Here is a 24,351-nt window from a genome sequence, read left to right on the forward strand (position 1 = left end):
CCAGATAGCTTGTCGTGGTCATTGCACACCAGGTGGCTTTGTTCGAGGCACGTGAAAGCGGTGACTGCCTTGGGCATGTCACGGCTCGTGGATAGACGCTTGAAGTGTTGGGCTAACGGCCGCCATCGCGTCGTGAAAGACGCAGGCAAGAGGTGAGGGCGGTCAACGACAGCTCGCTGGGTTGCATATCAACCGCGCTGTACTGGCAATGGGCGTCATCCTTGATGGGGTACATCTGTAGCTCCTGTCCATGATTGGATAGCTGTGCCGGCAACTGGACTCCTTCCAATTCGCCGCGGCTGCACTATAGGTTGCCGAAACGCATCGGCATATGTGACCAGCCGGTCGCTGTCCCGATATTCCCTGTCTTTTTGGTCATTTTTAGTCGCTTCGCTGCAGCATGGAAAAAACTGCAAGTGAATCAAGATGTTGAACTTCAGGGAGGGGAAGGGGGAATGACCCTCGGTAAGGTCGTTGCCAGCCAGGAACCTGCGGTGCGAATTATTCGGACGACAAGAGGCTAAAGGCAGCGTGCGCGGGTAGGGCACGCCTAATAAACAGTTGACTGAGCCGTGAAGTACAAAAGGACGAGAGGAGTAAGTTCAGGAATATATTGACGTTAGATTGATAGCTAATATAGAAGGTTCTGTTAATGCATGAAGTGCAACTTTGAAGGCTTATGTGGCTGCGCTGACTCACCGGAGCTTATAACAGGCTCTGGTGCGTGTTCACGCACCAGAGCGCCCTGATAACTACCACTGGCCGCTTGCAAGGCAGCCGACAATTTCCCAGCCGCTGTATTCCCACCAGGAATATCGTTCATCGGAACAACTCCTGGCCAAACTAGCCAACTTGATTTCGCCAGTTGCTTTTTGGGTTCCAAAAGGAGTTTCGGCAGAAGCTGTCACCTGATGGACGGTCTGGGGAGGCTTGATAGTGGTCGGATGCACAGAAGCGCTTGCGACACTTGCGGTGAAAGCGACGGCCGCTGATATAGCGATAACAGTTATGAGCTTTTTCATGTTCGATTCCTTTCAGTTATCTGACATGAGGCTTATGCATCAGCCTGACCTGCTTTTTATCAATGATCCGAAACAGATCGGGCACTCGCGCAGGGGGCGCCATGGAAGGCTACCACCATGGCGCCTTGCGCACAGTCGCTCAAGGGAGCTATTGACAAGCAGGTAGAAGCCTGCATTTTCCATGGATAGAGTTATCCAAGCTGGGACAATTCATCCAGCTTAGTTTCCCGGTGGCCGAACTTGATAAAGATCGGATCAAAGCTATCCTCACCCAGTAATTTCATAATGCGTGTTAAATATTTGGGCAGGAGCCAAGAACCATGACAGGGAAAGATCTGGTTGATGCAATAACAGGTAACCCATTACTGATGGGCTTGAAGGATTGTCCTGCAGTGCCAGCTCAAATGAGCTGCGCTGTCTACGGAAAGGTGCAAGATGACGTTGGAGATGATGTCATCAAGAATGATTCGAAAATGAAATACCAAATTGAACAGGCACTGCTATTTCGTGGTGATAACTCACAGACAGCTGTTTGGCACTTTCTTGTTACGGGATCAGCAATCCATCACTTTGTCGTTATCCCGTGGTACAAGTCGTCAGTCGGTACAGTGTATACGCTGTTCATGGCCTACGAGAACCAATACTCGGTGGACGCATATGTCAAGCATCTCAGCCCGGCCCCTGGCGCGGACAAGGGATACAAGGAACATTGGACGGCAAATGAACTAAGTACGATACTCTCTGACTTGCTAACTAATAGCAAGGCCTGGGAAGAGTATTTTGGCCATGTTGGAGAAGCCCAGGCAGATGCAATTCACTACTATAAATACAAAATCACAGCATTAAGCACTGCAGTTTCCAATGTGAATCAATTTAAAAAGCTCTGCGGGAAGGCTACTTGACAAAGGCGAGAGCCTGAATACCAAGGAAGGATCTTCAGATGTTGTCGCTCGCATGAGTGATGGGCGCTTTGCTGGCCGGCCATTTATTCTAGGTGATGAAAGACCCAGGCCAATCTCTGCCCGGAGATTGCCTGGGTTACTCCAGGTTGTCATCATGCTCGCCTTTGAATACTCCAAGAGACAAGGAAAGTTGTAATGCCCATTTATCTGGCAGCTGAAAGCGAATTGAAGGTAGGCCAAGCCCTGGTGTTGGAGGCTCCTGCCGAGGAAGGTTCCTTCGTCGTGGTTTTTGAAGATGATGGTGACACCGGTTACTTCTACGCATTGGATACCGCGGCCGAAGGCAACCCGATCCACGATGCGCTGCATATCTACAATGCCGCCGATGTCAGTGACAGCCACAAGCCATCGATGGTGAAAGTCGGCTGGGCCGTCGATCACCGCAAGGCGGTATTGCTGATCAATGATTTTCCTCATGCGGTGTTTGATTTCGATGCCAAGCAAGGATATTGCAGATCGGGGTTCCCACCGCAGGCTGGCAACGGCTGGTCGGAAGGAGGTCACCAGTGGGACGACGCAGCACTTGGTCTGTTTGCTTGATCAAACGCCTGGCATCGCCAGGCGTTTCATATAGAGGCACGGATGGAAGCTGGAAGGTCAGAAGCTGGCTCTGCAAATCTGGCCTGCACTGGCCCTGATGCCCAACATATAAATGCGCATAATGTATATTATGTTAAATTATGTGTATGGTTTGAAGCGCTGATCCTGTCACCAGCCCCCGAAAACCAGACTTTGCCTGAATTGACCATACATCCCTCGAATCAGTCCGTTACGCTCCATCTCTCCTGTACCTCCTCAGCTTCACCAGCCCCGGCATCCCTGCTTGCCCGGTTTGAAAACCATAATCCAGCGGCTAGACACGCCATCCGAAATCCCATCGCCTAGTTCAGCCAAAGCTCTCGATCTACGGTAGAAATTGAAGCTTCACTCAACTGAGCCAACGATTGCCCAAGTTTAGTCTTCTCCTGTCATGCCTGTGCTTTGCACGACGATCGGCACCATCGCGTAAGCCAGCGTTCGAGTCAGCCCCAAGCCTATTCACCATTGATCCCCGCGCCTCAAGCGGTCTAGATCTGATTTCGCATCTGTCAGCATCCTTCGGCGTCTACAATTTATATCCATGCGCTGGCACTCCACGGCCAAGTTCTGGCAGCTATGCAGCTTGGGCCAGGCTGCCAGATTAGAACGCCTACAGGCAGCCGCAGCCGGTGACCTGACCACGTTGAGTTCCTAGTGGCCTCAGGGTGTTTTACAGCCGCCGCCATGATTAAGGCTTTCCTTCAACAGTCGCTCAACCCGCGGCTGAGGAGCTTTGCGCCATGATGAAGTCAGCGCGGACATCGATTAAGAACCCGGCGCGCAAACCACGCCCTAAGCTCGCGCCGAGCCCGCCGTCCGAATCGCTAGCGTCAGGGCCAGGGCCAGCCGAGCCGACGGATTCCTTCGTGCCGTATCCTTTGTTCCCGCCGATTGTGCTCCTAACCGACCATCAAGGCCTGGAACGCCCCATCAATAATGACGTCCGCGCACGGCTCGACACCCTAGACCCCGCACTGGAGGCATTTCAAACGTGGCGCCTCGGGATCAACTTCCTTGCCAAGCAATGCCAACGGCCTGAGTTCAGCCCAAGGCACTACAAGATCGTGTGCCCAGTGCTTGAGACGATGATGCATTGGAGCTGGTCTATTCGGCACAAGCCGTTTCTGGAGTGGCAAGAAACGGATGCCAGGGAGTTCATGCGCTTCGTCATGCGCCTGCCCATCTCATGGATTTCGAAGACTGGCGGGACGCGCTACTTGCTGAAGACCAAGACAGAATTCGCGGTCAAGCCAATTAATAACAAATGGCGGCCGATAGTCAGAAAGCAGCTGGCAGACATCTCCGCCTCAACGTCGACATCCACTCCAGGGACAGGGTCAGATTTCGCACTTGGAACCGTTCAGCACCTAACTATGTTCCTGCGTAGTGGGAGGGAGTTTTTCAACTACCTATATGCACTGCGAACCACAACCCCTATGAATCCCTTCGATGCTCTGAAATCGCGAGATTTCGAGGTTCGCCAGGTGAAAACCCGGACGATTTTCACGCCCGCGCAACTGACAGATTTGATGTCGACGGCTACTTCGTTGGCCCAGAGCGATAACCAATGGGAGTCTTGGCTTCTCGTCGCAGCCATGGCCATCTATTCTGACGTCCCTCTGCGCGCGTTGGGGTCATCATCGGCGCTGAGATTGACCTTCTCAAGCTTCAAAGCCGACGAGGCCGACGATCAAAAGACAGGATCAAGTCAGACTTCACCAGGATGGTTTGAAAGCTCTCACTACCCTCGCCTGCGCTATCCGCTGGCTCCTCCGTTCGCTGCGTATTTCCGGCGTTATGCCAAGTTCAGGCATAGCCAGAATTCCGATGTTTCCCCGCAAAGCCTGCTGCTGCCGTTAATGGATGGTACCGGCGGTTACTCGGGCCACACCCTGGTCGACCTATTCTGCAGGTTCACGACCAGCATTTTGACGCGACTGCAGCAAAGTCCGCTCGCAGGGAGCGCCCCTTGGCGCAGTTGCGATCACTTGCAGCCCGGGGCATCGGTCACGTTCCTTGAGCTGAGGAAGTCAGCCAGGGCGGCTGGCTGGGTGCCGAGCGCGGTGAGTATCGATGAGCCACATCTTGACGAGAGTGTTTGGCCAGATCTTGGAATCTGCAAAAATCTGCCGGCGGGTCAGTGGCTGCATCGGCATGGAGGTGGGCCGTCTCTCTGACTGCGAGCATGCACCACTGGCACAATCCAGACCTAGGAGAACCCAGCTCCGCATGGCTGATGTAATCAAGCCTGACTTCGTCGGGGCCTTGTCCCTGAGGCTTCCATCCTGATGTCTGCGCCAAAATTGCAACCGCCCTCCCCGGCATTAATGGCAGCTTGAGATGCCGCGTCTCGGTGACTGCATCCGACTTAGTAGCTCACGCAGCTTCAGCAAAAAATTACCCGCGCCTCGGTTGCACGCCGAAGCAATCTAGGAAGCCTCACGTTGAGCTCAATGAGATCAGCCTGCTAGGTCGCTCAGGTGGCATCCCTTTCAATACCTCCTTGGCGTGAAGCCATGGATACGCACTGCGCTGTAGTGAGATCCAAAGTCAGAATTGGCGAAGTTTATGGGGCTACTTGGAAGTGCCTCTGAACTGATTTTGAGGGTTTGGCGCAGACTATTGGCAAGGAGCGGCGATTTTATTACATCCCTGTGCGCCATCCATGGCGGTTTTGAGTTGGGCTCGATGTTAGCCAAACCTATTTAGGGTATTTCTTTATTTCACTTGAGAGCCACTGCTCTAGTTTGGCGAGCGTAATTCCGTCCGAGAATGAGCCGCTTTGATTTGACCGTGACAATTCCCAAGAGTGGAGCCGTTTAGCAATCCAATTCATAGCGCGCTCGATTGTAGCGGGAACCCGATGCCCAGGAAGAGTGCGAGCTCCTACCGGATGTTTCAGATTCCTGCCTAATGTCACTTTGAACCATTTTATTTCGCGGGATGCCGGATCAAACCCTAAAGTCATCGTCGGGCAGCCCAGTTTGATAGAGTGGTCATCACTGTACAACATGACGTCCAGTTTAAAGGCATCGACTACGTGTTTGGTATCAGCGATTTTCATAGCCACCTCCAAATAAAATAGTAGATATCGGCTATGGCAGCGTAGAGTTCCATGACACTTTGTCAAAAATGAAGCTGCAACAGGTCTCTGATATTTTACCTTTATCTCTGCTGAGATGTTTCGGAGAGATCAGGCTACGCATAGCTCCCCCTCAGAAAATTAGGAGCGGGTATTTTATATATTGAGACCATTCCTCTAGGCAAAGCCAAAGCCTTTAGCTCGGAGCTTTCAGCCTAGTGCTGCGCAGAGTTTCTCGTTTTACGCTTTTGAGGCGTGCAGTTTTAAGCAGCTATTATGGCTTTTATTGTTACGTCTTCGCATCGCCCGCTAATCGCCAATTTATGTTTAATAAGCCGCAAAATTTGAGTGCGTTTGTCGACGAGCGGTAGCCGGGCTGACTCGCCAATGCGCAGGCTCGAATGGCAAGGCCCTGCAGATGGTGAAGGCGCTATATGAGCGAGATGTGGGTTCAAGGGTGAGGTGTATCCTCGGCACTTCTGCTCAGCCAATCCCCTCAAGCATGCTTGATATGAGACAAATCTTCGCTCCCTAGCATGCCGGTTTCTCTAATTGCGTCACCGCGTGCTCCATAGGCATTATGAATAAAAACAGATTCCCGTGAAGAGTCGTCACGTCTAGAGTCAGTATAACAAAGAGGAAGCAGGAAAGTGTCCGTCATTAATTTAACTGCCCCAGCACCTAGAACCAAAACCAAAAGGTGGTTTAGCAGAAGACGTTTGTCCACCGCTCATAAACAGCTTGTAAGCCTCAGTCAGTTCCAGGCAATAGGTTGGTTTTTCACTTTAGTAGACTCTATGGCTAAAGGCTCGTGCTTAGACCAGTTGAATGCGATGTATGCATTTGACAGAGAAGTCAAACAATTTTCTTTGGGCTATTTTGCTCCAGTACACCTTCTGACGTCCGCGACCTGGGACGATAGAGTTCTTGCGGCTTGGTGTTTGAATGGTTCGGAGCAGAGAGCGCTTGCCAAGAAACTTGTAGCAGACGGAGCATATAACTTCTGGCCGGACACGCGGTTTTGTGATCCTGTTTGGGACGAACACGTACAAGTGAGGCTCGCCGCTATCAATGCCGGCGAGACGGTGAATGCTCAGTTCGATATCGTCGATTTTGTCGGCCAGCCTGCCCGGGATCGTCTCGAGTTTGTTCATTAGCATTAAAGGCACCTGATTCAGCTGCCATGCCATCTCCGCCACCGGAAATGATATTCGCGTGCCGCCGTTCTGAGCGCCCTCCCCGGCGAGCGATAAGACTCAGCCTTCAGCATGGCTGTTCTGAACCAAGGCACATTTAGTCGTGATCTGGGGCCGATTGTCTTCCATCCTCAACATACAACAATGGCCTGGCGCTCCTAGCTTGCGAGGAGCTTGTGCTTGACCGCTAAGCGAATCGCATCGAGTCAGTCCTAGTCGCTGTTCGCAGGCCCATCCTAAGCTTGGCGCTCGTTTTGCGTGCGAATGATGTCTCGCGCAAAGCCCGCGTCAGAGCGGGGATTCATATGCAATTCAACCGGGCCCAGATGCTGCCCACTCGCCTCTTTCTCGCCGAGCTCGTACCATCAGGATCAGGAGCTCGGCGATGCCTGAGCAATGGATTGCTTGCAAGGAGTTGAGATGACCACCCCATCGCGAGATGACATCATCGGGGCCGCGGCAAACGGCGGTCTGCTTGATCTGATTTTCAAGGACAGTTGGCGGTATGACAGTGCGCCCTTTTCCCAAGCCTTGATCGATGCTCATAACGCAAATGAGGTCGATCTTCGCGCCTTGCTGCCTCTGCCTGAATTGTCCTGGGCTGAGGGGAACGACCGGTACCACGCGACTGAAATTCTTCTGCCGGCGTTGGGCTCACTCGCTACGAGCTGTGCGGATTTGCTTGAGCTAATGGCTGGAGCAATCCCTCAAGATGACCCCATGCTCAGCCATTCCTCATACACGGTGATAATGAACTGGTGCCAGGCTTCGCAAGAGCGCCTCGTTGAGTTGCTCCACCTTATCAAAGCGGGCGCCCCGCTTACTCAGCGATTTCATTGCGTCCAAGCATGCATCAGCGCCGGCCTGAACTCCGATGCTGAGTTCTATTTGGGCCAGGCGCTAGAGTTGCTCAACAATGGAGAGGCCACTCAGCGTACCCAGGCTGCCAGAGCTCTCTGTAATTTATCTGCTGAAGTACGAAGCCGTGATGCTGGTTTGGTTGATACCCTCTCCGCTGTAGTCGAGCGGGAGACCGAAACAACAGTGCGGGACGCCCTGCTCACTTTGGCGCTTGCATGGCACAAGGATGCCCCGTCGGAACTTCATCACTCAACGTACGAACTGATCACGCAAGCTGCCAGCCCTGTCACTCTGACGGCGAAACAGACGATAGCTCGTGAGCTGCTGGGCAACTCCAATCCGTACAGTGCCCAAGTCCGTCGCGATCTCCTTGCGCTTGTAGCGTCAGGTCAACCAGAGGATGAAATCATCCAGCTGTTGGATATCGTCTTGGCTGGGATCATCAGGAACGGTGAGGTGTTGGAAGCTCGCCAGGTGATCGAAAAGTTCATCCTCGATGACCCCGGCGTCCCATTCACACGTTTCAGCTCTGTGCTGCATCAACTCGAGAGCGGCGACGGTTCAGTCCTGGACGAGTGGGTGGTGTCTTGGCTTCAGTCAGGGTCAGTGCGCCTCTCCACGGCGCTCAGGCGAGGCCTATTTGCAGCCAGTGAGAGTCGAGTATTCACGTTTGATTTCCGCCAGGCGATGGATGTCGCAGATAGCGATTACTTGTTCATCGCGCGCAAAGCGCTTGGAGTCTTTTTCTCGAAGCCCGTTTACATGGCATCCCTGATAGTCAGCCTGATGCGTAACGCCATGGATGCAACCAAGGTGGCGTTGCAGTCCCTTCTGTTCGATCCCGTTCTGATCAACTATTCAGGCTTGCGATCAGATTATTTGGACGAGATAGCGGCTGATGCCTCCGATCCCGCTTCGCAGGCAGTCGATCAAGTATTGCTGGAGCTACAGAAGTACCTGGATGGCCTCGGAAACGCACACATCCTCGAGTTGCAACCCTCGGAGCGCGAGCGTCAGCTGGAGCATCATCGACGTAATGAAGAAATGCAAAGTCAGATGGTAGAGGCCCGCAAATCTTCATTCATAGCGAGCCTGGGCAGTGAGAAATTACTGCTCTATGGCACTGGCATGGCCAGCTGGATACCGGAATTCCCACCACCGCAGGGTATGGCCGAAGGTGAGACAGGGCCTATGCGCCGCATGGAACAGTCGCTCGCCACTATCCAACACTCCTTCCAGTTAGCGAGGCATTCGGTTCTAGAACCCTCCACGCTGGAGCTCCAGATCCTCAACTTTCTGTACGAGGAGCGATCGCAATGAAACTCGTCTTCCGTGAGTACCTCGCCTCGCTCCGCGAACGCAATGAGCTGGACGTCGTTTTGCCTGATCTCTTAAGCGAGCTCGGCTTCAACGTGATCTCGCGTCCATCGACGGGGCCACGCCAGTTTGGGGTAGACGTTGCCGCTATCAGCCCCGAGGTGGGCGGCGAGCAAAAGCTTTATCTGTTCACAATCAAGCAGGGAGATTTGACCCGGGCCGAGTGGGATGCGGTACCCCAGGGAGTGCGAACCTCAATCAACGACATCATTGACGTCTACATTCCCAAGCGGATTTCTGCACAGTACGAGTCACTGAAGATCGTGATTTGCCTGTGCTTCGGCGGTAGTGTGAAAGAGGCTGTGAGGGACAACCTGACAGGCTTGATCAGCAGGCTTACCGATGAGCGAATTTCTTTTCAGGAGTGGAATGGCGATTACATGGCGGGCTTGCTCGCCGACGGATTGCTCCAGCACCAGCACGTGAGCAAGACTCTTCAGTCTCGGTTTCAGAAGTCCATCGCGATGCTTGATGAGCCTGATGTCTCTGTTCGCCATTTCACCGCATTGATTGAAGGACTCGCGGAGGTGGATAACCTGGACGCCTCCCAGCGGCTCGCCACGCTGCGGCAAATGTATATCTGCCTCTCGGTGCTATTCGTTTGGGCGCGCACGCAGGAGAACCTCGAGGCCCCCTACCGAGCCAGTGAACTGGTCATTCTGCGAGCTTGGGAGCTGGTGAAAGCTGACATTGAGGCTGCGTCGATCGGACATACTCGGATTGGGTTGACCTTCAGCGAGCTACTGGATCTGCACACTAAGATCTGGGCGGAGCTAATGGAGGTTAAGATCTTACCACTGGCAGCCAGGCGCGATGCGCTAGCCAGCTCCGTGAACTCTCACAGCGCGGTGGACATCAACCTTAAGCTGTTTGAGATACTGGGACGTATCGCGGTCAGGGGTCTATGGGTTCTGTGGCCTCATTTGGACGCTGATGGGATACGCGTACTTGGCGCCTCCGAGGTGCCAGAGGAAGCATCCAGACTCGCCCGGCATATTGTCGAGCTCATCAATAACAATCGGGCGTTATTCTCACCTGTTGCCGACGAGCAGGTGATCGAGGTCAGTTGTGCTTTGATGTTCCTGTCGATGATGAGTGACTGGCGCAGCCATGCGCAGGACTACTGCGATGAGCTTTTGACCCACTACGAATTCAATTTCACAAGGCATTATCAATACCCCACTATCCACGGGAGCTATCAGGAACTGATACGTCATCCCGAGGCCAGGACAAAAGAATACCGGGCGCAGCATACGAAGGGCAGCGCTCTGATTCCGATCACACTGCTCTGGGCCACCTTGAATGGCGAAACGGAGGCTAGTGCACAATTCGCTCAATTCATACGAAGCGAGATGAAACATTGCAATCAGCAGCTCTGGATGCCGGGGCCTGAAACTGAGGCCGCCCTGTATCGCAGCAATCCCTCGCACGGCTTAGCGCTGTGTGACATACCCATCACGGCTGACGGCGCTGCAGCTAGGCATATTCTTTTGAAGGAGTGTTCTGAAGAAGGACACTACACCGGCTTGTCTGCTATACGCCTAGACCATTGGCCGGTCTTCGTAATGGCATGCCGTAACAGTCGGCTTCCCCTGCCGCCACAGCTCTGGTTACCACTGGTGATCAGGGAGGATCTTGCCCCACACCGTGTTTCAGATAACTGTCTGTCTCGTATCGCCACCGTACGCGCTCACTCGGCCTACTGGTCTGCGCGCCGGGCCGGCGCAGACCTTAGATCAGGCGGAGATTCTGTGATTAATTTCGTTTCAACCGACTTGGGAAGCTGATTCCGGGGCGTGACCGGGCCAGCCCTGAACGCCGACTCATGCCATGGACGCACCCGAACCGACAGCGGGATCGAGGGCTAGAGGGCGCCCCGCGTGTTACTCACGCAACAAACCCATGCTCCAAGCGATTGATATGCTCGATAACCGTGTCAGTCTCTAGCCTGGTAGTGACCATAGCGGCAGGAGCTTTGCCGCCAAATGCTTTTACCGGACGTGACATCCAGTGCATGGCTGCGTCGATATCGCCGCTATACAAGCGCTTCGCGGCGTCGAGCACCTCCAAATAACGGGCCTGTTGATCGGGGTGCAAAGTGCTCATGAGTACGCTCCTTCTGCGGTCTGATCCTAGACTACACCATCGCCATCCCCTCAATGTCTCCCCCTTATAGGCGCGCCTGGTGGCAGTTTCAGGCGTGCCTGTTACTACGATCCCTCCAGGTGGTTACGTTGGCCTGAGGCCGGCGTCTCAGGAAATGTGTAAATCAGTTTTTTGAAGTGTAAAGCGGGGTGGTTTACACATCAAAAAATTGGTTTACACACCGAGTCGAGGGCGGTTTCAAGCTAGATCTTCATTTCTCTCCCGGATTCCCTCCCCGTCTTCCACTGCGTATCAGCACGCTTTGACTCAAGTCCACAACACCATGCTTTCGTCATTCGCATGCTCGCTGCAATCGCTCAGCAAACAGAGGCAGATAAAGCTCAGACTCGGCTATTTGCCACCAAACCTTGTTCTCATCCTTGTCGGTGAAGGCCAGCAGATCGTGCGCCAGAAAGACCTCAAAGCCGGCCCTCGCGACCTTATCTTCGGCGGTGAACTCGTAAAGCCCTGCTTGGACAAGTAGCTTTTTGACGATCAGCGGCAGCAACCAGGCGGAGAACATGAGGTGGTTATGGCGAGGCCAGATGCTTCCCTTCTCACCATTTGCGGGGCCATGAGCTGCGGCGTTACGAGCGGCACAGAAATCGTGAACCCAGGCGTCGAGCGGGCGATTTACATACTTGTCCCAGTGCTTGCACCACCACTGTTCGTCCAGGCTCCCTTTATGCCAGATGGGCGGGTTCGGTAGCTCGTCGAAGTGTTCGTTGATGGCTCTGCGGAAGGCAGCTTTGTCATGAGGAACGTCAAGCAGCGTGTCTATGGCGACCCGCATCAGGATTAGTTCGGATCGTTCATCTATGGATGACGCATCGGTATTGGCTCTGAGAAAGGAAACGACCGCCTCGTCGATACTTTCCTTAAGTTCCCCAGCAGGTAGCTTGAGTAGTGCCTCAAGCAGTGGGGTGTCGAGCGTAATCCGCGAGCTGTTGTCGACGTGGTACGGCCGAATGAACTTGAGCCCTGCCCTGCCCGCCAGCATGTTTTGTGTTCCACCGTCACGCCGGCGCGTGGTCACACAAGAATGAGCCGGTGACGCGACATCAAACCGCTGCGCAACGACCTGGAGTGTGTCGGCGTTGCAATAGTCGGAAGTTGAGCACAACGACCGACCTACCAGGGCAGAGAATGCGAGATACGAACACTGAACCAGTCGCTGCTGGATCTGGGCATCCGAGGCTTCAAGGCCCGGTGTGTCTTCGTCCCAAATGATGACCGCGGCTTGCTGGATCGGCTGTGAAGGCTGAGAGCCGAAACCTCTGTCGCCGTAGTTGCCTAGTACGCCGTCGAAAGCTTCCTGCGGTATGCCCAGCAACTCACCCGGAAGTCGACCTCGCTCATAAGGGATCAAGCGTAGGTCTGCGATCCGCAGCTCTTTGGCAGCAGATACCCACGGTAGAAAGAACACAACTGCCATAGCCCCTCGCTTCACTTGGTTATAAGAATGAAGAATCTTAGCCCAGTGGTGAGTGATCAAATGCGACTGATTTCTTCCGCAGGGCTGAGTGATTAAACCCATGTCGAAGGCGAAGAACTCTAAAACGAAAAAAGCCCCGAAAGGGGCTTTTGTGTGCGTGCAAAAATCATCCTGATAGTTACACGAGTCCGAGAAGGCACGTCAGAGAGTCAGTACCACACCTATTAGATTGGAGCACTCCCCGGACTTCTATACTGTATGTAAATACAGTATAGAAGTCAACCTCCGTTACAAGCCACGACCGAACCTACTGACGAGGCGGATCAATTCACGTGGCAGCCTCGTTCTGCACGCTCTCCAGCTTTCGCGTGAACATAATGAGGGGAGCGGAACACAACCAGGGCGGTACCTTGAAATACCAGGACGCCAGCTTTACCGCGGGAAACCGTGATACAAGGTCTGCTGCCAACCCTACTAGGATTCGCTAATCATGAAAGAGCTACGGACAGCCGCTGAAGTCCTTGAGCGCCTCAGCCATAACCAGGATGCATTACGCGCCGCCGTCGAAGAGCTAGCCAAATGGGTTGGTGATCGAGGAGCAAGCAGTGTGGTGGGAAATGTGAATGGTGCTCTGACGACTCTCGACGACAACATCGACGCCGTGCGACAAGGCATCGCGGAACTAGTAGCGGCGAGCGTCAAGCAATAGGTGGGCTCAAAATTTGTGTCTCTGCGCCCATGATCGCTACGGCTCGGGTAGTGAGCGGTACCACTCAGCATAGGGCGTGTTAACAGCCTTGTGGCGGTTGTAGTCCGGGCTGCCGTCGCTCCACCATACCGGGCCCCTCTCCCCTAGTGCCCTTTTCGCCTGATCTACTTCTGCTCGAGCTGTGCGCAACTGATCTGCATGATTTGTTGCCTTCGCTACTTTGACGGCTCTCCGCGCCTCCATCAGCATCTGCACCAACTGTTGGCGCTGGTCATCAGATAGCGCGGGATTGCTGCAGCGCCATAACTGACCCTTGACTACGAAGTAGCGACCGTCTGGTGTCGTATGGCGCATCAAGCAGATCTCGTGAGCTGATACTTCAAAGACATCACAGACGGCTCACAAGCTGCACCGGTGAGATACACGGATCGCTACATGGCGTTAATCGTCAATCGATAAAGTGCTTGAAGCCACGTTGACTCAGTGAACAAGACGGGGGTGGTGAGTCATCATCCGTCCTTGGGGGTACATCTGTACTCCATCACTATTCCGGTCACTAAGTCCCGAACAACCTCCACTCGTGACTGGGGTGAGCATGCACGTGGGCGCTTTGTTCGCGATCACGTACCGCGGTGAAGCCAGACCCAGGAACACCTGAGGGATGGACACGGCCTGCAGCACGGCTGTTGTGAACCATGCCCTGACTGCGTCTGGGTCTTGGCCCTCCGGGCTTACATCCTCGTGCTGGCGCACTCCGTTTGGCTCATGGCTTCGATTCATGAGTGCCCGGGCAGACATCATGCGACGTGTTGCGGCGACGCTTGCTCCATGGGCATCATGAAATAAAACAACAACAATAAAGGCAGCACCTATGACCTCCCCGATCGCCACCCTATTCGCCTTCATCCCGCAGCAGACTCTTGCCTCGAAAGCTCCCCAATGTAGCGACAAGCTGGACAGCCAAGTGGTATCGATCTTCCAGGCGATTGGTATTTCCTATTCGATCCTGGACAGGATGATTGCCCACGACGCCGGCTGTGCAAATGCAGCTGCGGAATTCTTCGTTACAACGCTTATGAATGATGGCTGGTCATCGAACACTTCGCACCGGTTGGTGACAGAGACTGACTGGCAGCACCGGATGTATCGAGCATGGAGCGTTTTGAACGCCGAGAACCGCGGGATCGCAACGGCGCTCGACTATGAGGTGTACCAGAACTATTGGCCAAATCTGGAGTTTTGCGCGGATGGGTTTGAAGGGAAGATGGAGCGTTGAATAGCCGGGGCTTGAAGGCGCCGCACGCTGGATCGTTTGCCCAGTCATCTGTCACTGACAAGGCACTTTGAAAAATACGAGCCCCCTACTCTCCTGAGCGCTCAAGCCTCGGTCGAGCAAGCTCATGACCGGGGGCGTGCTCGATCCAGGTGATCCCTCCGGTTCGAAATGATCGGATAGCAGTCACGGAAAGCCTGCACGCACGATCACATTCAATACTAGGCAGGCCACCTGGGAAATTGCACCTGACTTGACCAAGCGTTTTCATCCCACTTGACCACCCGGTTGCATTCGACTTGACCAACCATTTGCATCGGGCTTGACCAGCGCACTGGTACGCCTTGACCGGTTGAATCCACAACCCATAGCTGCCCTTCGCGAAGGCGGCTGTAGGCCAAAGGCATGCGTTCGATTTTTGTAAGGTCAAATCGAGTGCTACTTATCTGAATGAGGGTGCATGCTATCGATTACTCTGGATCAAAGAGTGCCGGGGTGGGGATTTGCCAGGCGGGCTTGTTTTCACCTTGACTGTCGAAAGCTCGACGCGCCTCGCGGAATTCCTCAGCGTTTTCGACCACCCACATCCAAACGGTTGACATCCGAACCAACAGCTCCATACCCAGCGGCGTCAGCTCGTATTCGACGCGCGGTGGAATTTCCCCGAACTCCCGTCGAAGCAGTAATCCATCGCGCTCCATGGCGCGTAGCGTCTTGGTGAGCATTCGCTGGGTCACCCCAGTCATCTGTCTTTTTATCTCGGCGTGACGCATCGCGCCGTACACGCCCAAGGCATGCAGGATGCCCAATGACCATCGGCTACCTGCGTGAGCGAGGACTTCCCGCCTGACGCCATCATCATCTTCTCGGAGCGTTTGACAGATGGCTTCTGCCTGGCTCAGAGCGTCCTGATTGGTCATTTATTCCTCCTCGGTATCACGCGTGTGCCTTCTTACGAGTACTGCCTGATCATGCCAGCATTTGCTCATATTATAGGCATCACGCCTCAGGAGGAATCATGACCGAAGCAACCCCGCTTTCCCCTCAATCCATTCTTGTTCTCGGCGCCGGGGAGCTTGGTCTCCCAGTTTTGCGCAATCTCGTGCGAGTGGCAAAACGCGCCCCCGGTTCCCAAATTAGCGTTCTTCTCCGGGAGTCGACAATCAACACTCAGATATCGGAGAAAAAGGCCGAAATCGATGAGCTTCGCGGGCTGGGCATTCAGATGGTCGCAGCTGACCTGGTGAACGATTCAATTGAACAGCTAGCTGAAGTGTTCGCCCGGTTTGATACCGTCATAGGCTGTGCCGGCATGGTCGCGGGTCGAGAAACCCCCATGAAACTGGCAACAGCAGCACTAAGATCGGGGGTGAAGCGCTACTTCCCGTGGCAATTTGGCGTAGATTTCGAAGTGATCGGTCGGGGCAGCCCCCAAGATCTTTTCGATTCTCAACTCGATGTACGCGAGGCGCTTCGCGCGCAAGACAAAACTGAATGGGTCATTATCTCGACGGGCATGTTCACCAGCTTCCTTTTCGAGCCCGTATTTGAGGTCGTCGACTTCGACAATGACACCGTTAACGCTCTCGGCAGTCTTGAGAACAGCGTGACGCTCACTACACCAGACGACATCGGCGCTCTCACGGCGGAAATCGTCTTCTTCGAGCCTCGCTTCCGCAACGAGATTGTCTATCTCTCAGGCGACACGGTGTCGTATGGACAAGTCGCGAACATCCTCGAAAATGCGCTCGGTCGTCCGTTCAAAACTAACGTGTGGACTGTTCCGTTCCTGATGGATGAGCTGAGGAAAGACCCTACCCATCACATCAGAAAGTACCGTGCTGTATTCGCACAGGGCAGAGGTGTGGCATGGCCTAAATCGGGAACCTTCAACGAACAGCAGTCGATTCCAGTAACCACCGCTGAGCAATGGGCTCGGGCGAACCTTGGGGCAAGTGAGCGCGACGATAGATAGCTGATTTGCCGGCAACCCCCTAGGCTCGTCAGTGGACGCTGATAACAGGTTGAGCGTTTAGAGGACGACAAGCTATCTAGACTTCAGCGTAGAGCCTCAGTGTCCGCAATGGGTCGATTTCTGCCGGTCAAGACGTACCCTTGTGCTGGTCAATGAACTAGCCCACGCAAATGACCAGCTTTGTACAGCTGGAAATCGATGGCAGCTGATAGAAATGGCTGGCCTTAAGACGAAAGCGTTAGATTTCTGTCGCCGATCGCTTGTGAGCTTCTGCTTCGTTATCCCCACACGACCGTAGCTGGAACTCAGGGTCTAAAGGCATAAGCCTCGCAAACGATCCTCGCCCACTCTCCAGACATTTCACTGAACGCCTGGACGAGCGGCTTAGAAATCGTGAACCCAGGCGACGCTGTATGGTGGTTGCTAAGCTGCTACCTACAACGGTCAGGCTAGAGCCATCCGTTCTCAGATGTCATGGATGAAGGCCTGGTGGTCGCGATGATGACGCCGTCCTCTGAGGTCACCGTTGCCAAGTACCCCTCAGATTTCATAGCGTTGACCAACCTCCGGTTTGAATCGGTGTTTCTTACCTTGATCTTCTTGACCTTCGCGCTTACGGTTTTGAAGTCCTCATCGTCGAGCAACCCTAGAGCTGCAGCAACGTCCGGCCACTTCATCCCTGGAAGACATTGTGTCAGCATTTCAGAGCGATGCTCCGGGATGAGGCTTGCGTTGCGAACCAGATGTCGCAGCACAGGCGTCAGCGAATCAGCAAACCTTTCGCCAGCTTGGTTGGCTAGCGCAGATACACGGCCGAGCTCAGGAACCGCTTCGGGTTTGCTTTCAATCGTCTCCAGGCTAAGCCCTGACCACATCTGAATTTTCAGTGTGAGTGGCAACGCTTTGCTTCTGCTCAGCGTGAGCATCGAGTTGAGTTGGAGCGAGCCGATATCGATCTCAGCTTTTGCTAGATCCCACCGTTCAACCAGGTACTGGCCTTCGAGGTGTGGGCAAGTATTCAATACGATGTCCCTGACCTCCGAGCTGTATGGAAGGAATGATGAGGCCACCAGCATGACCCAGCGCCCCGCAGGTAAGACCGCTTTGATCATTGATAGATCTTGGAGCACGACTCCATCGAGCAGTACCTTGAGCACGTCATTACTGATGCTGGGTGAGCTCAGAAGATACTGTTGCAGCGCCCAGTCTGTGCTCGTTGACTGCCACAGCGTTTCCTTGAGAGCCGATGCATTCCGAGCGATGAAGGCGGTGAACACCGTTGTGGGTTCCGATCCGACTTCCTCGCCCGAAACGTGGCGGTCTGGCGCAATGAGCTTCTCAAAAAAGATCCACACAGCGTCGGCCTTGGCCACCAGGCGATCACTTTCAAGTGCCTTTGCCCAAAGATGTCTCGGGGCGTCATTGAGTGTGTGCAGGTCACAGGTCGTTTGATCGAAGAGTCGATTTGTCAGGTCGTCATCTGTATCCAGTTCTGCTAGTAAACTGGCCAAGGAATCGCTTGATTCATCCAGGACAGCGGACTGACCTAGCAATGCGCTACCGAGCTCATCGGCGTGTGATAGCAGATAATCACCGAGCCCATTGATGCCCAAAGCCTGCAGTCTACGCAGAGACACGATGCCCACATCTGCAGGTTCGGATTTGGCGTCTGTGGAATGCTGTCCAGCTTCCGACTTCGCGCAGATCAGCGATAGCATTGGCAGGTTGATCTTGATGCAGCGCCAGTCGATCAGCCTTTCGAGGTCTGCGAGACTCATCATATGGCCCAGTGAGGCAAACTGGACTGGGTAAGCCCTGAGCCACCCCCAAGCTCCCACATTGCTCTCTAATCCTGGCATCAGTCGTGATACATCCTCCAGCCAATCGATCGTAGGAACCAGATCCGTTGAAGCGCCATCGGCAAGGGTCTTGAAGTCGGATTCTGACAGGTTGTCGGCGATGACTTTGACGAGGGACTGACGAGCCTCGCTTCCTTCAAACACCCCGCCAGCGTCCCCCGTGTGCCTGGCGTCGAAAAGGCTCTGAAACAGTTTGGGTTCTAGGCGGTACACGGCGCGGATAAATTCAGCCCCTTCTGTTCGGTTCAAAAGATCGCGTACAGCGACGGCCATTCGTTGGGGGTGTTCGTTTAGGCCGCTCTTGAGTATGTGGCTTAGCTGGGCATCTGCTGAGTTAGTTGCGAACGAGGTTGGTCGGGCGCTGAGACAGGCGATCAAGTCGACGATGATCCCCCTGCCCTCGTCTAGCTCGTCGCTCTTAAGCTTCTCCAGCACTGTACTAGGGCTATCGACAGGCGTGGATACCTCAGGCAGCACGCCACGTCTAAGCGAAAGGATCAGATCTTTGTCACCAGGTGTCAGCGAACCTTGATAGAAATAACCAAGGTAGTCCGTGTAGTCGGCGTCGAGGAAACCATGCAGCATCAGATAGCTCACGACGTCCAAGCCCAGGAGATTGTTCCTTACGACGTTTCCATAACCTTTGCTGACCGCGGTCTTGAACGACATCCTGATGACCTGATCCGATTGCCTCTCCACCGCTGCGATTTCCTCCGCGATGGTGCTAAGTCGCCGGCCAAGCAAAGCATGGCGCTTTTCATAGGATGTAGCGTTGAGTAGCTCATCCTTTGGGACATTCCGAGATGGGTTTCTGATTGACCGACCATAGTCATCCACGACAACCATTGAGAGGGGCCCGGCTTGATTCATTAATACGTCGAACACCTCGTCGGTCACGAACTGCTGAGGCGTGTACCGAGTACCAGCGATTAAGACATGGGTTGCCATGTCGATCTCGGCTAATCGAAGAAGCGCAAACCAAACGTAGGCCCTCAGCTCAGTAACATTGTTGGCCAGTTCGAAGATCCGGTCATCTCGCTCACGCCGCAAGTCATCAAGCCGCTTGGCATTGGCGCTGTTCTCCTGGTTTTTCCAGGCAGCCAGTCCCTTGATGACGCCATAAACCGCCCCTCGGCGTTTGACCAGGTCGGCGTACGCTCCGGGATGCAGATTTCGAACGGCGACAATCGCAAACAGCTTGTCTGGCTCTAGGCGTAGGCCGCTGGCAAGGATATTTGAGAACATATCGAATTCATTGACGATATTTTTCACCAGCCGGAGGTCATCGATGTAGTAGCAGACCGTCTCCACCAATCGACGGTCAAGATGTTCGCCCAAGGGTTTCGATTTGAAGGTTCGATGGTTCAGCAGCTCCATCATCTTTTCTTGGGAGTTTTCCGAGTTGATCACGGGGATCACTGGGATGATGAGGTCAAAAAACTTGGTTTTCTCGCCGACGACGAACATTTCATCGCGCAGCGCGTAGACGAAATAGACGGGGCGTTTCACCTGAGGTGATTGCTTGATAATGAAATTGATTTCTCGCAATCGGGTGAAGACGTCATGGATGCCGAACCGATCGAGATCCTCAATGATCACTACGTCAATGCTGCTGCGTTCAAAGCAGTAAATGATCTCATCGATATTTTTGTGCAGGACGGAGCCATGGTGGGTGGTCTCCAATTTCCCGCCTTTGAGCGTCAACCCATCGATACTGAAAAGCGAACACAACCTCAGACACGTGTGTAGCAGGAATATGCACCCTAACAAGCCGATCCCGACGGCCAGCGGGCTCGGGATCAACAGCAGCCATTCCATGAGCCAAGTCGGTTCGATCTTCGGCAGCTTTTCTGCCACAGGAACGTAAAGTCTCAGCGCTGCCAAAATGAGGGCGCCATAGCAGAGCGTTTTCCACCAGATCTTCAGGCCGGAAGCCTGATCGATCCTCTTAAGGCGGGTCTTGGGAAGCGTCTTTGCTGGGACGGCGTACAGGAGCTGCTGGACGATCGTCTCCTCGATCCGAGCAACGAGATCGGACTCAGCCTTGTTTGCCTCGGATTTAGATTCCGGCCCTGCCTTGGTGGAGGATTCGGAGGGCCGCGGAGAATCCGAGGCCCCGTCGGTATCGCTAACAAGCTCAGACGCCCCGGAGATTTCGTTATCCTTGCCGAAGGTAGCCAACGAAACAAACGCGTAGACAAACTCTGGGTGGCGGTGGACGAAGGTGCGAAGCACGCTGCTCTTCCCTGCCCCGTACTCCCCCGTAATAGCGATGTTCCTGACTTGATCGTTCCTCAGACCGTTCAATAACTCCCGCTCATACCGCTCTATCTTGCCAGGCTCAATGAGCACTGGGGTTAGCGGCTGGAACAGATTTTCATGAGTAGGTGTGGCCAAGAACGCATATGCGGCCTTATAAGCAGCGACGACCGCGCAAGGGTATCGCTTCAGGGCGGCCAGCTTGCGGCGAGTCTCGTTGTTCCAGACGATATAGGCATGTACTGCCCGGTGATAAATGGCGCGCAAGCGAATGAACATCCGTGTCTCCAAGCAGGCTGGCGGCTACCAGGCATTCATCTGCCGAAGACTGAATGATCGATCTTGGGTCTGAGCGGGAAGGTGAACTTCCGGTGAGCCTGATACGAGGATTGGGATGATAGCTCACGGCCATCTTCGCCTGCGAACCCTTTGTTCACCAGGCAAGAGCTAGGCGCTAGTTTACCTCTGCACTATCCGCACGCATGACCAGGCCGGGAAAGGATTAATTAGGCTGAGAAGAACGTTATTTGGGCTGGCCTAGCCGGTGCTGCCGGATCGAGAATCTTGGGAGCTTGGACGTCGTGTGCATATGGAGTGTCGGTGAGCAGCTAGTCGTCAACAGAAGATTCCCATAAGCATGCGCGGTGAATGACTTGTTGCCCGCGCATACCCTCGCCTGCAAAATATCCAAGCTCATGGTGGAAGCTCACGACTGACGTCCCTACATGCGTTTCCTCTGCGGCTTGTATTTGCACCTGGGATAGGTTGAGCAGGATTGGAATTCTCCGTACGGCCCTCGTCGCCATATCAGCTCCCCTACCTTACAGCCTGGACAGACAGGCCCTTTGGCCTTGGCGGGAGCTTGCGCAGCCACCCCGGCAGAGGCCCTATCGGACTTGAGTTCAGAGGACGCCGGCTGTGTTATCGCTCGTCCGTTGTCATCACAGGGGGCTACGAAACCTTCGTCGATCAACTCTTGCAGGAAAGATGAGCGGCGTCCTGCGACTGTGAACATCGCAACGCTGCGCCTTGCCCTCGTCAGTGCGACGTAGAAAAGCCGGCGTTCCTCGCTGGAGGGAAATGTGTCGCCCTGCGGCATAACCAGGGAGAACAGCGGGTCGTCAACTTTAACGTTTGGAAACCCGCGCATGACCATGCCGGGCAGAATCACATAGTCAGCCTCGTCACCCTTTGAGGTGTGCACGGTCTTGAACCTGAATGCCATGCGATCCCCAAACCGTTGCTGCCAATCGTCACTCAGGAATTTGGCGTCCAGCTTGTAGCGCCCCAATACGAAGACGTTCACTTTACCGCCTCGCCCCAAAGGCACTCTCCCCTCGCAGATCTGCTGGTAGAGACGCTCGACATACATATCAACCGCTTGGGCTACTTTGTTTCGGTGTCCGACCTGTATAGCCTGGAAAGCGGGCCCGATGGCCTCCGTCACAGAGTTCACGTTCTTCTGGAACTGCGCAGGGTTCTTCGATACGAATCGGCTTGAGACGTCACAAATGGCCTGCGGGCATCTGAACGTCGTTTCAAGCCGGAGAACCTGGCCATGGCCATACCAGGGTTTAAAACCTGTCATGACGGAAACGTCAGCGCCCGCGAAGCGATTGATCGATTGCCAGTCGTCCCCAACGGCGAACAGAAACCGATTAGGCTGCCGAACGAGAGCCTTGCAAAGTCGGGCTCGTGCTCGCGATGCGTCCTGATACTCATCGGCCATAACCAGGTCGTACGGCGACCGGTGCCCTGCTTCCAAATACCCTGCAGCCTTGTTAATCATGTCTTCGAAGTCGATTCCGTTCTCTGCGGCCAAGGCTCCGTTCCATTTCTTGACTACAGGAATCAACAGGTCAACGAACATCTCGAACCGGTACTTGAAGGCCCCACTGTCCATTTCGGCCAAGCGAGCCATCAAATCCTGTTCCGTGTAGCAGTTGCTTTTGAAGTGGGTGATGAACGTCCGGATCAGCCCGAGCATGTCGGCATGCTTGATGGGTTCCAGACCATTGGAAGGGATCGGTCGATCAGGGTTTGGATCGAGCTCGATGCCCCTGTCGGTGAGCTCTTTTGCAAGGTGGGTGAACGCTTGCCCAGTGCGGACTTGATGCGAAAGCGTTTCGATCAGACGTGTTCCCTTCTGCTTGTGGATCTGGCGCTTCCACGCCACCCCGTCCAAGTATTTCTTGAACTGCTCAGGCGGCTGGCCATCTTCGTCCAGAGCAAAATGCTCATGGTAGAGATTTAGACCTGGGTAGAAGAAATCCGGGAAGTACTGACGATGTTCTGACGTCGCAGTCGGGTGCTCGTACTCACGCTCGTACTGGTAGTCAACACCGTTGTAAAAAAGCCAGTTGGCGATGATGCACTCTTCCTGGCTGGCCACCTCCTCGCCTTTTAGGGTGACCAGTTTTCCCTCGCCGTCCGAGTTTGTCGTATCAAACAGCTTGTCTTTACGCGAAAGAGGCAGGTGCCGGCCAAACACTAAACGGAAAATGTCCCAACGCGTACGGAATGCTGGAGACTTGTCTTTGAGGTCATCAACGATTTCGCCCAGCTTGGCCAACGCGAGATGCTCTTTACGCGCCCAGGCGGGTACATGAGGTGTGCTGCCGGTAGCCGAACCTATGATCTTCAGCCCTAACGAATGGAATGTCATGGCTGCGATCTCGACGCTAGGCTGGCCAAGGCGCTCAAGAGAGGCATTGGCCCGAGCTTGCAGCTCTGCAGCAGCATCCTTGTTGTAAGCCAGCATGACGATCGATGTGGGGCTGACAATCCCCCGGTGCATGGCATAGATAGCCTTGGCGACCATGGTGGAGGTCTTGCCAGAGCCAGCCGATGCGACAACCTGAACCCGATTGTCAAAGCACACCACTGCCGCCGCCTGCTCGTCAGTTAAAGGCTTACTTTCTACCTTGTCGAAAAGCTCCCGGCAGTCACTAAGCTCTCGCTTCGTGTGCAGCTTGTTGCGCTCTTCCCATGTGCTCGCCCAATCGGACATCCACCGTTCGATGTCGAGCTCAGCTTGGGTATACCCATCATTCAGATGAGCCCTCACCTCTGGGGTTTCAAGCAGCTCTTTCAGCGCCGCAACGCTCAACTCCAGGGTTGGTTTGCTACGCATTAATGCTTGCTGGTTTTCATGGGTGAGCCAGCGGTGCTTTTGATCAGCGGTTGCTAGGGTATGATCAACTTCTGCGAGCCACTCGGACAGCTTGGCATAGTAGGAATCGAAGCGTTGGCAGCGGGATCGTTTGAGTAGATCGCCCACCGCACGGTGCAGAGCTGGAGCGCGTAGGTTCGACAGTCCACCAAAGCGCACGCCGGTGCCTGCAGGCCACACCAGTTCCGACCAGAGCATGCGGCTTTTGATTTCAAAGCTTGGGAGCGTTTCAGGCGTTATGTGGTATTGCTCTCCACCGACGGCCACAACAAGACGATCGCTCTCGACGAGAAGACGCCAGTTGGCTGATCTAGTCAGCAAGCGCCCTAGCCTGGATGGCGTCCATTCCAAAAACATACACGATTCCTACAGCCAAATAGGCGCGATTCTATCCCAATCTTCAGAGGTTTCGGACGCGCGCGTTGATAGGGGCAGCTCTCTGGTT

The 24,351-nt window shown here is 54.3% G+C and carries 18 protein-coding genes; 9 read left to right on the forward strand and 9 right to left on the reverse strand.

Annotation, left to right across the window (positions count from 1 at the left end):
• Positions 1–112: 112 nt before the first annotated feature.
• Positions 113–235: a hypothetical protein gene (locus GDH07_RS32695; RefSeq protein WP_256578597.1), complete on the reverse strand. Its 123-nt coding sequence runs from the start codon at positions 233–235 to the stop codon at positions 113–115.
• Positions 236–752: 517 nt separating this feature from the next.
• Positions 753–1,022: a hypothetical protein gene (locus tag GDH07_RS12945; RefSeq protein WP_152897773.1), complete on the reverse strand. Its 270-nt coding sequence runs from the start codon at positions 1,020–1,022 to the stop codon at positions 753–755.
• A 320-nt stretch (positions 1,023–1,342) separates the two neighbouring features.
• On the opposite strand from GDH07_RS12945, the gene GDH07_RS12950 reads away from it, so the two are divergent.
• The 3 genes from GDH07_RS12950 to GDH07_RS12960 all read left to right on the forward strand — a co-directional run bounded on the left by GDH07_RS12950 (position 1,343) and on the right by GDH07_RS12960 (position 4,740).
• Positions 1,343–1,924, forward strand: a complete 582-nt coding sequence (locus GDH07_RS12950; protein WP_152897774.1) for a hypothetical protein — start codon at positions 1,343–1,345, stop codon at positions 1,922–1,924.
• Positions 1,925–2,119: 195 nt separating this feature from the next.
• Positions 2,120–2,524 (forward strand): DUF2251 domain-containing protein, encoded by a 405-nt coding sequence (locus GDH07_RS12955; protein ID WP_152897775.1) that lies wholly within the window; start codon positions 2,120–2,122, stop codon positions 2,522–2,524.
• Between the two features lie 905 nt (positions 2,525–3,429).
• Entirely contained in the window at positions 3,430–4,740 is a 1,311-nt protein-coding gene (locus tag GDH07_RS12960) for a hypothetical protein (RefSeq protein WP_152897776.1), read from the forward strand.
• Positions 4,741–5,264: 524 nt separating this feature from the next.
• Here GDH07_RS12960 and GDH07_RS12965 read toward each other — a convergent pair.
• Positions 5,265–5,627, reverse strand: coding sequence for a PIN domain-containing protein (locus GDH07_RS12965; protein ID WP_152897777.1), 363 nt, complete (start codon positions 5,625–5,627; stop codon positions 5,265–5,267).
• A gap of 668 nt (positions 5,628–6,295) precedes the next feature.
• Here GDH07_RS12965 and GDH07_RS12970 point away from each other — a divergent pair.
• The 3 genes from GDH07_RS12970 (at position 6,296) to GDH07_RS12980 (ending at position 10,866) form a co-directional block, all read left to right on the forward strand.
• Positions 6,296–6,802, forward strand: a complete 507-nt coding sequence (locus tag GDH07_RS12970; RefSeq protein WP_152897778.1) for a hypothetical protein — start codon at positions 6,296–6,298, stop codon at positions 6,800–6,802.
• Positions 6,803–7,261: 459 nt separating this feature from the next.
• Positions 7,262–9,022: a hypothetical protein gene (locus GDH07_RS12975; protein ID WP_152897779.1), complete on the forward strand. Its 1,761-nt coding sequence runs from the start codon at positions 7,262–7,264 to the stop codon at positions 9,020–9,022.
• Positions 9,019–10,866 (forward strand): chemotaxis protein, encoded by a 1,848-nt coding sequence (locus GDH07_RS12980; RefSeq protein WP_178124050.1) that lies wholly within the window; start codon positions 9,019–9,021, stop codon positions 10,864–10,866. The genes GDH07_RS12975 and GDH07_RS12980 overlap by 4 nt, the downstream gene beginning before the upstream one ends.
• A 100-nt stretch (positions 10,867–10,966) precedes the next feature.
• Here GDH07_RS12980 and GDH07_RS12985 read toward each other — a convergent pair whose 3' ends face one another.
• Positions 10,967–11,185, reverse strand: coding sequence for an antitoxin Xre/MbcA/ParS toxin-binding domain-containing protein (locus GDH07_RS12985; RefSeq protein ID WP_152897780.1), 219 nt, complete (start codon positions 11,183–11,185; stop codon positions 10,967–10,969).
• A 331-nt stretch (positions 11,186–11,516) separates the two neighbouring features.
• Positions 11,517–12,659: a hypothetical protein gene (locus GDH07_RS12990; protein ID WP_152897781.1), complete on the reverse strand. Its 1,143-nt coding sequence runs from the start codon at positions 12,657–12,659 to the stop codon at positions 11,517–11,519.
• Between the two features lie 490 nt (positions 12,660–13,149).
• Here GDH07_RS12990 and GDH07_RS12995 point away from each other — a divergent pair, with 490 nt between their 5' ends.
• Complete coding sequence (locus tag GDH07_RS12995) at positions 13,150–13,368, forward strand: hypothetical protein (RefSeq protein WP_123728177.1); 219 nt, start codon at positions 13,150–13,152, stop codon at positions 13,366–13,368.
• 36 nt (positions 13,369–13,404) lie between these two features.
• Here the strand turns inward: GDH07_RS12995 and GDH07_RS32520 are convergent, their stop codons facing one another.
• Positions 13,405–13,722: a hypothetical protein gene (locus GDH07_RS32520; protein WP_152897782.1), complete on the reverse strand. Its 318-nt coding sequence runs from the start codon at positions 13,720–13,722 to the stop codon at positions 13,405–13,407.
• A 517-nt stretch (positions 13,723–14,239) separates the two neighbouring features.
• Between GDH07_RS32520 and GDH07_RS13005 the strand changes: the two genes are divergently transcribed.
• Positions 14,240–14,644, forward strand: coding sequence for a hypothetical protein (locus tag GDH07_RS13005; protein ID WP_152897783.1), 405 nt, complete (start codon positions 14,240–14,242; stop codon positions 14,642–14,644).
• A 467-nt stretch (positions 14,645–15,111) separates the two neighbouring features.
• Here GDH07_RS13005 and GDH07_RS13010 read toward each other — a convergent pair whose 3' ends face one another.
• Positions 15,112–15,561, reverse strand: a complete 450-nt coding sequence (locus tag GDH07_RS13010; RefSeq protein WP_152897784.1) for a winged helix-turn-helix transcriptional regulator — start codon at positions 15,559–15,561, stop codon at positions 15,112–15,114.
• Positions 15,562–15,659: 98 nt separating this feature from the next.
• Between GDH07_RS13010 and GDH07_RS13015 the strand changes: the two genes are divergently transcribed.
• Complete coding sequence (locus tag GDH07_RS13015; protein WP_152897785.1) at positions 15,660–16,616, forward strand: aromatic alcohol reductase; 957 nt, start codon at positions 15,660–15,662, stop codon at positions 16,614–16,616.
• Positions 16,617–17,065: 449 nt separating this feature from the next.
• On the opposite strand, the gene GDH07_RS13020 is transcribed toward GDH07_RS13015, so the two are convergent.
• A complete protein-coding gene (locus tag GDH07_RS13020; RefSeq protein ID WP_152897786.1) occupies positions 17,066–21,013 on the reverse strand; it encodes a YobI family P-loop NTPase in 3,948 nt (1,315 codons plus the stop codon).
• Between the two features lie 442 nt (positions 21,014–21,455).
• Positions 21,456–24,263 carry a UvrD-helicase domain-containing protein gene (locus tag GDH07_RS13025; protein ID WP_218584734.1) on the reverse strand — a complete coding sequence of 936 codons (2,808 nt, stop codon included), beginning with the start codon at positions 24,261–24,263 and terminating at the stop codon, positions 21,456–21,458.
• Between the last annotated feature and the right edge of the window lie 88 nt (positions 24,264–24,351).

This window comes from Pseudomonas piscis, assembly GCF_009380155.1.
Classification (GTDB): Bacteria; Pseudomonadota; Gammaproteobacteria; order Pseudomonadales; family Pseudomonadaceae; genus Aquipseudomonas; species Aquipseudomonas piscis.

Bases quoted from the DNA above. Each gene is read 5' to 3' on its own strand.
- GDH07_RS32695 (WP_256578597.1), bottom strand. From the start codon at position 235: ATGTACCCCATCAAGGATGACGCCCATTGCCAGTACAGCGCGGTTGAT.
- GDH07_RS12945 (WP_152897773.1), bottom strand. From the start codon at position 1,022: ATGAAAAAGCTCATAACTGTTATCGCTATATCAGCGGCCGTCGCTTTC.
- GDH07_RS12950 (WP_152897774.1), top strand. From the start codon at position 1,343: ATGACAGGGAAAGATCTGGTTGATGCAATAACAGGTAACCCATTACTG.
- GDH07_RS12955 (WP_152897775.1), top strand. From the start codon at position 2,120: ATGCCCATTTATCTGGCAGCTGAAAGCGAATTGAAGGTAGGCCAAGCC.
- GDH07_RS12965 (WP_152897777.1), bottom strand. From the start codon at position 5,627: ATGAAAATCGCTGATACCAAACACGTAGTCGATGCCTTTAAACTGGAC.
- GDH07_RS12975 (WP_152897779.1), top strand. From the start codon at position 7,262: ATGACCACCCCATCGCGAGATGACATCATCGGGGCCGCGGCAAACGGC.
- GDH07_RS12980 (WP_178124050.1), top strand. From the start codon at position 9,019: ATGAAACTCGTCTTCCGTGAGTACCTCGCCTCGCTCCGCGAACGCAAT.
- GDH07_RS12985 (WP_152897780.1), bottom strand. From the start codon at position 11,185: ATGAGCACTTTGCACCCCGATCAACAGGCCCGTTATTTGGAGGTGCTC.
- GDH07_RS12990 (WP_152897781.1), bottom strand. From the start codon at position 12,659: ATGGCAGTTGTGTTCTTTCTACCGTGGGTATCTGCTGCCAAAGAGCTG.
- GDH07_RS12995 (WP_123728177.1), top strand. From the start codon at position 13,150: ATGAAAGAGCTACGGACAGCCGCTGAAGTCCTTGAGCGCCTCAGCCAT.
- GDH07_RS32520 (WP_152897782.1), bottom strand. From the start codon at position 13,722: ATGCGCCATACGACACCAGACGGTCGCTACTTCGTAGTCAAGGGTCAG.
- GDH07_RS13005 (WP_152897783.1), top strand. From the start codon at position 14,240: ATGACCTCCCCGATCGCCACCCTATTCGCCTTCATCCCGCAGCAGACT.
- GDH07_RS13010 (WP_152897784.1), bottom strand. From the start codon at position 15,561: ATGACCAATCAGGACGCTCTGAGCCAGGCAGAAGCCATCTGTCAAACG.
- GDH07_RS13015 (WP_152897785.1), top strand. From the start codon at position 15,660: ATGACCGAAGCAACCCCGCTTTCCCCTCAATCCATTCTTGTTCTCGGC.
- GDH07_RS13020 (WP_152897786.1), bottom strand. From the start codon at position 21,013: ATGTTCATTCGCTTGCGCGCCATTTATCACCGGGCAGTACATGCCTAT.
- GDH07_RS13025 (WP_218584734.1), bottom strand. From the start codon at position 24,263: ATGTTTTTGGAATGGACGCCATCCAGGCTAGGGCGCTTGCTGACTAGA.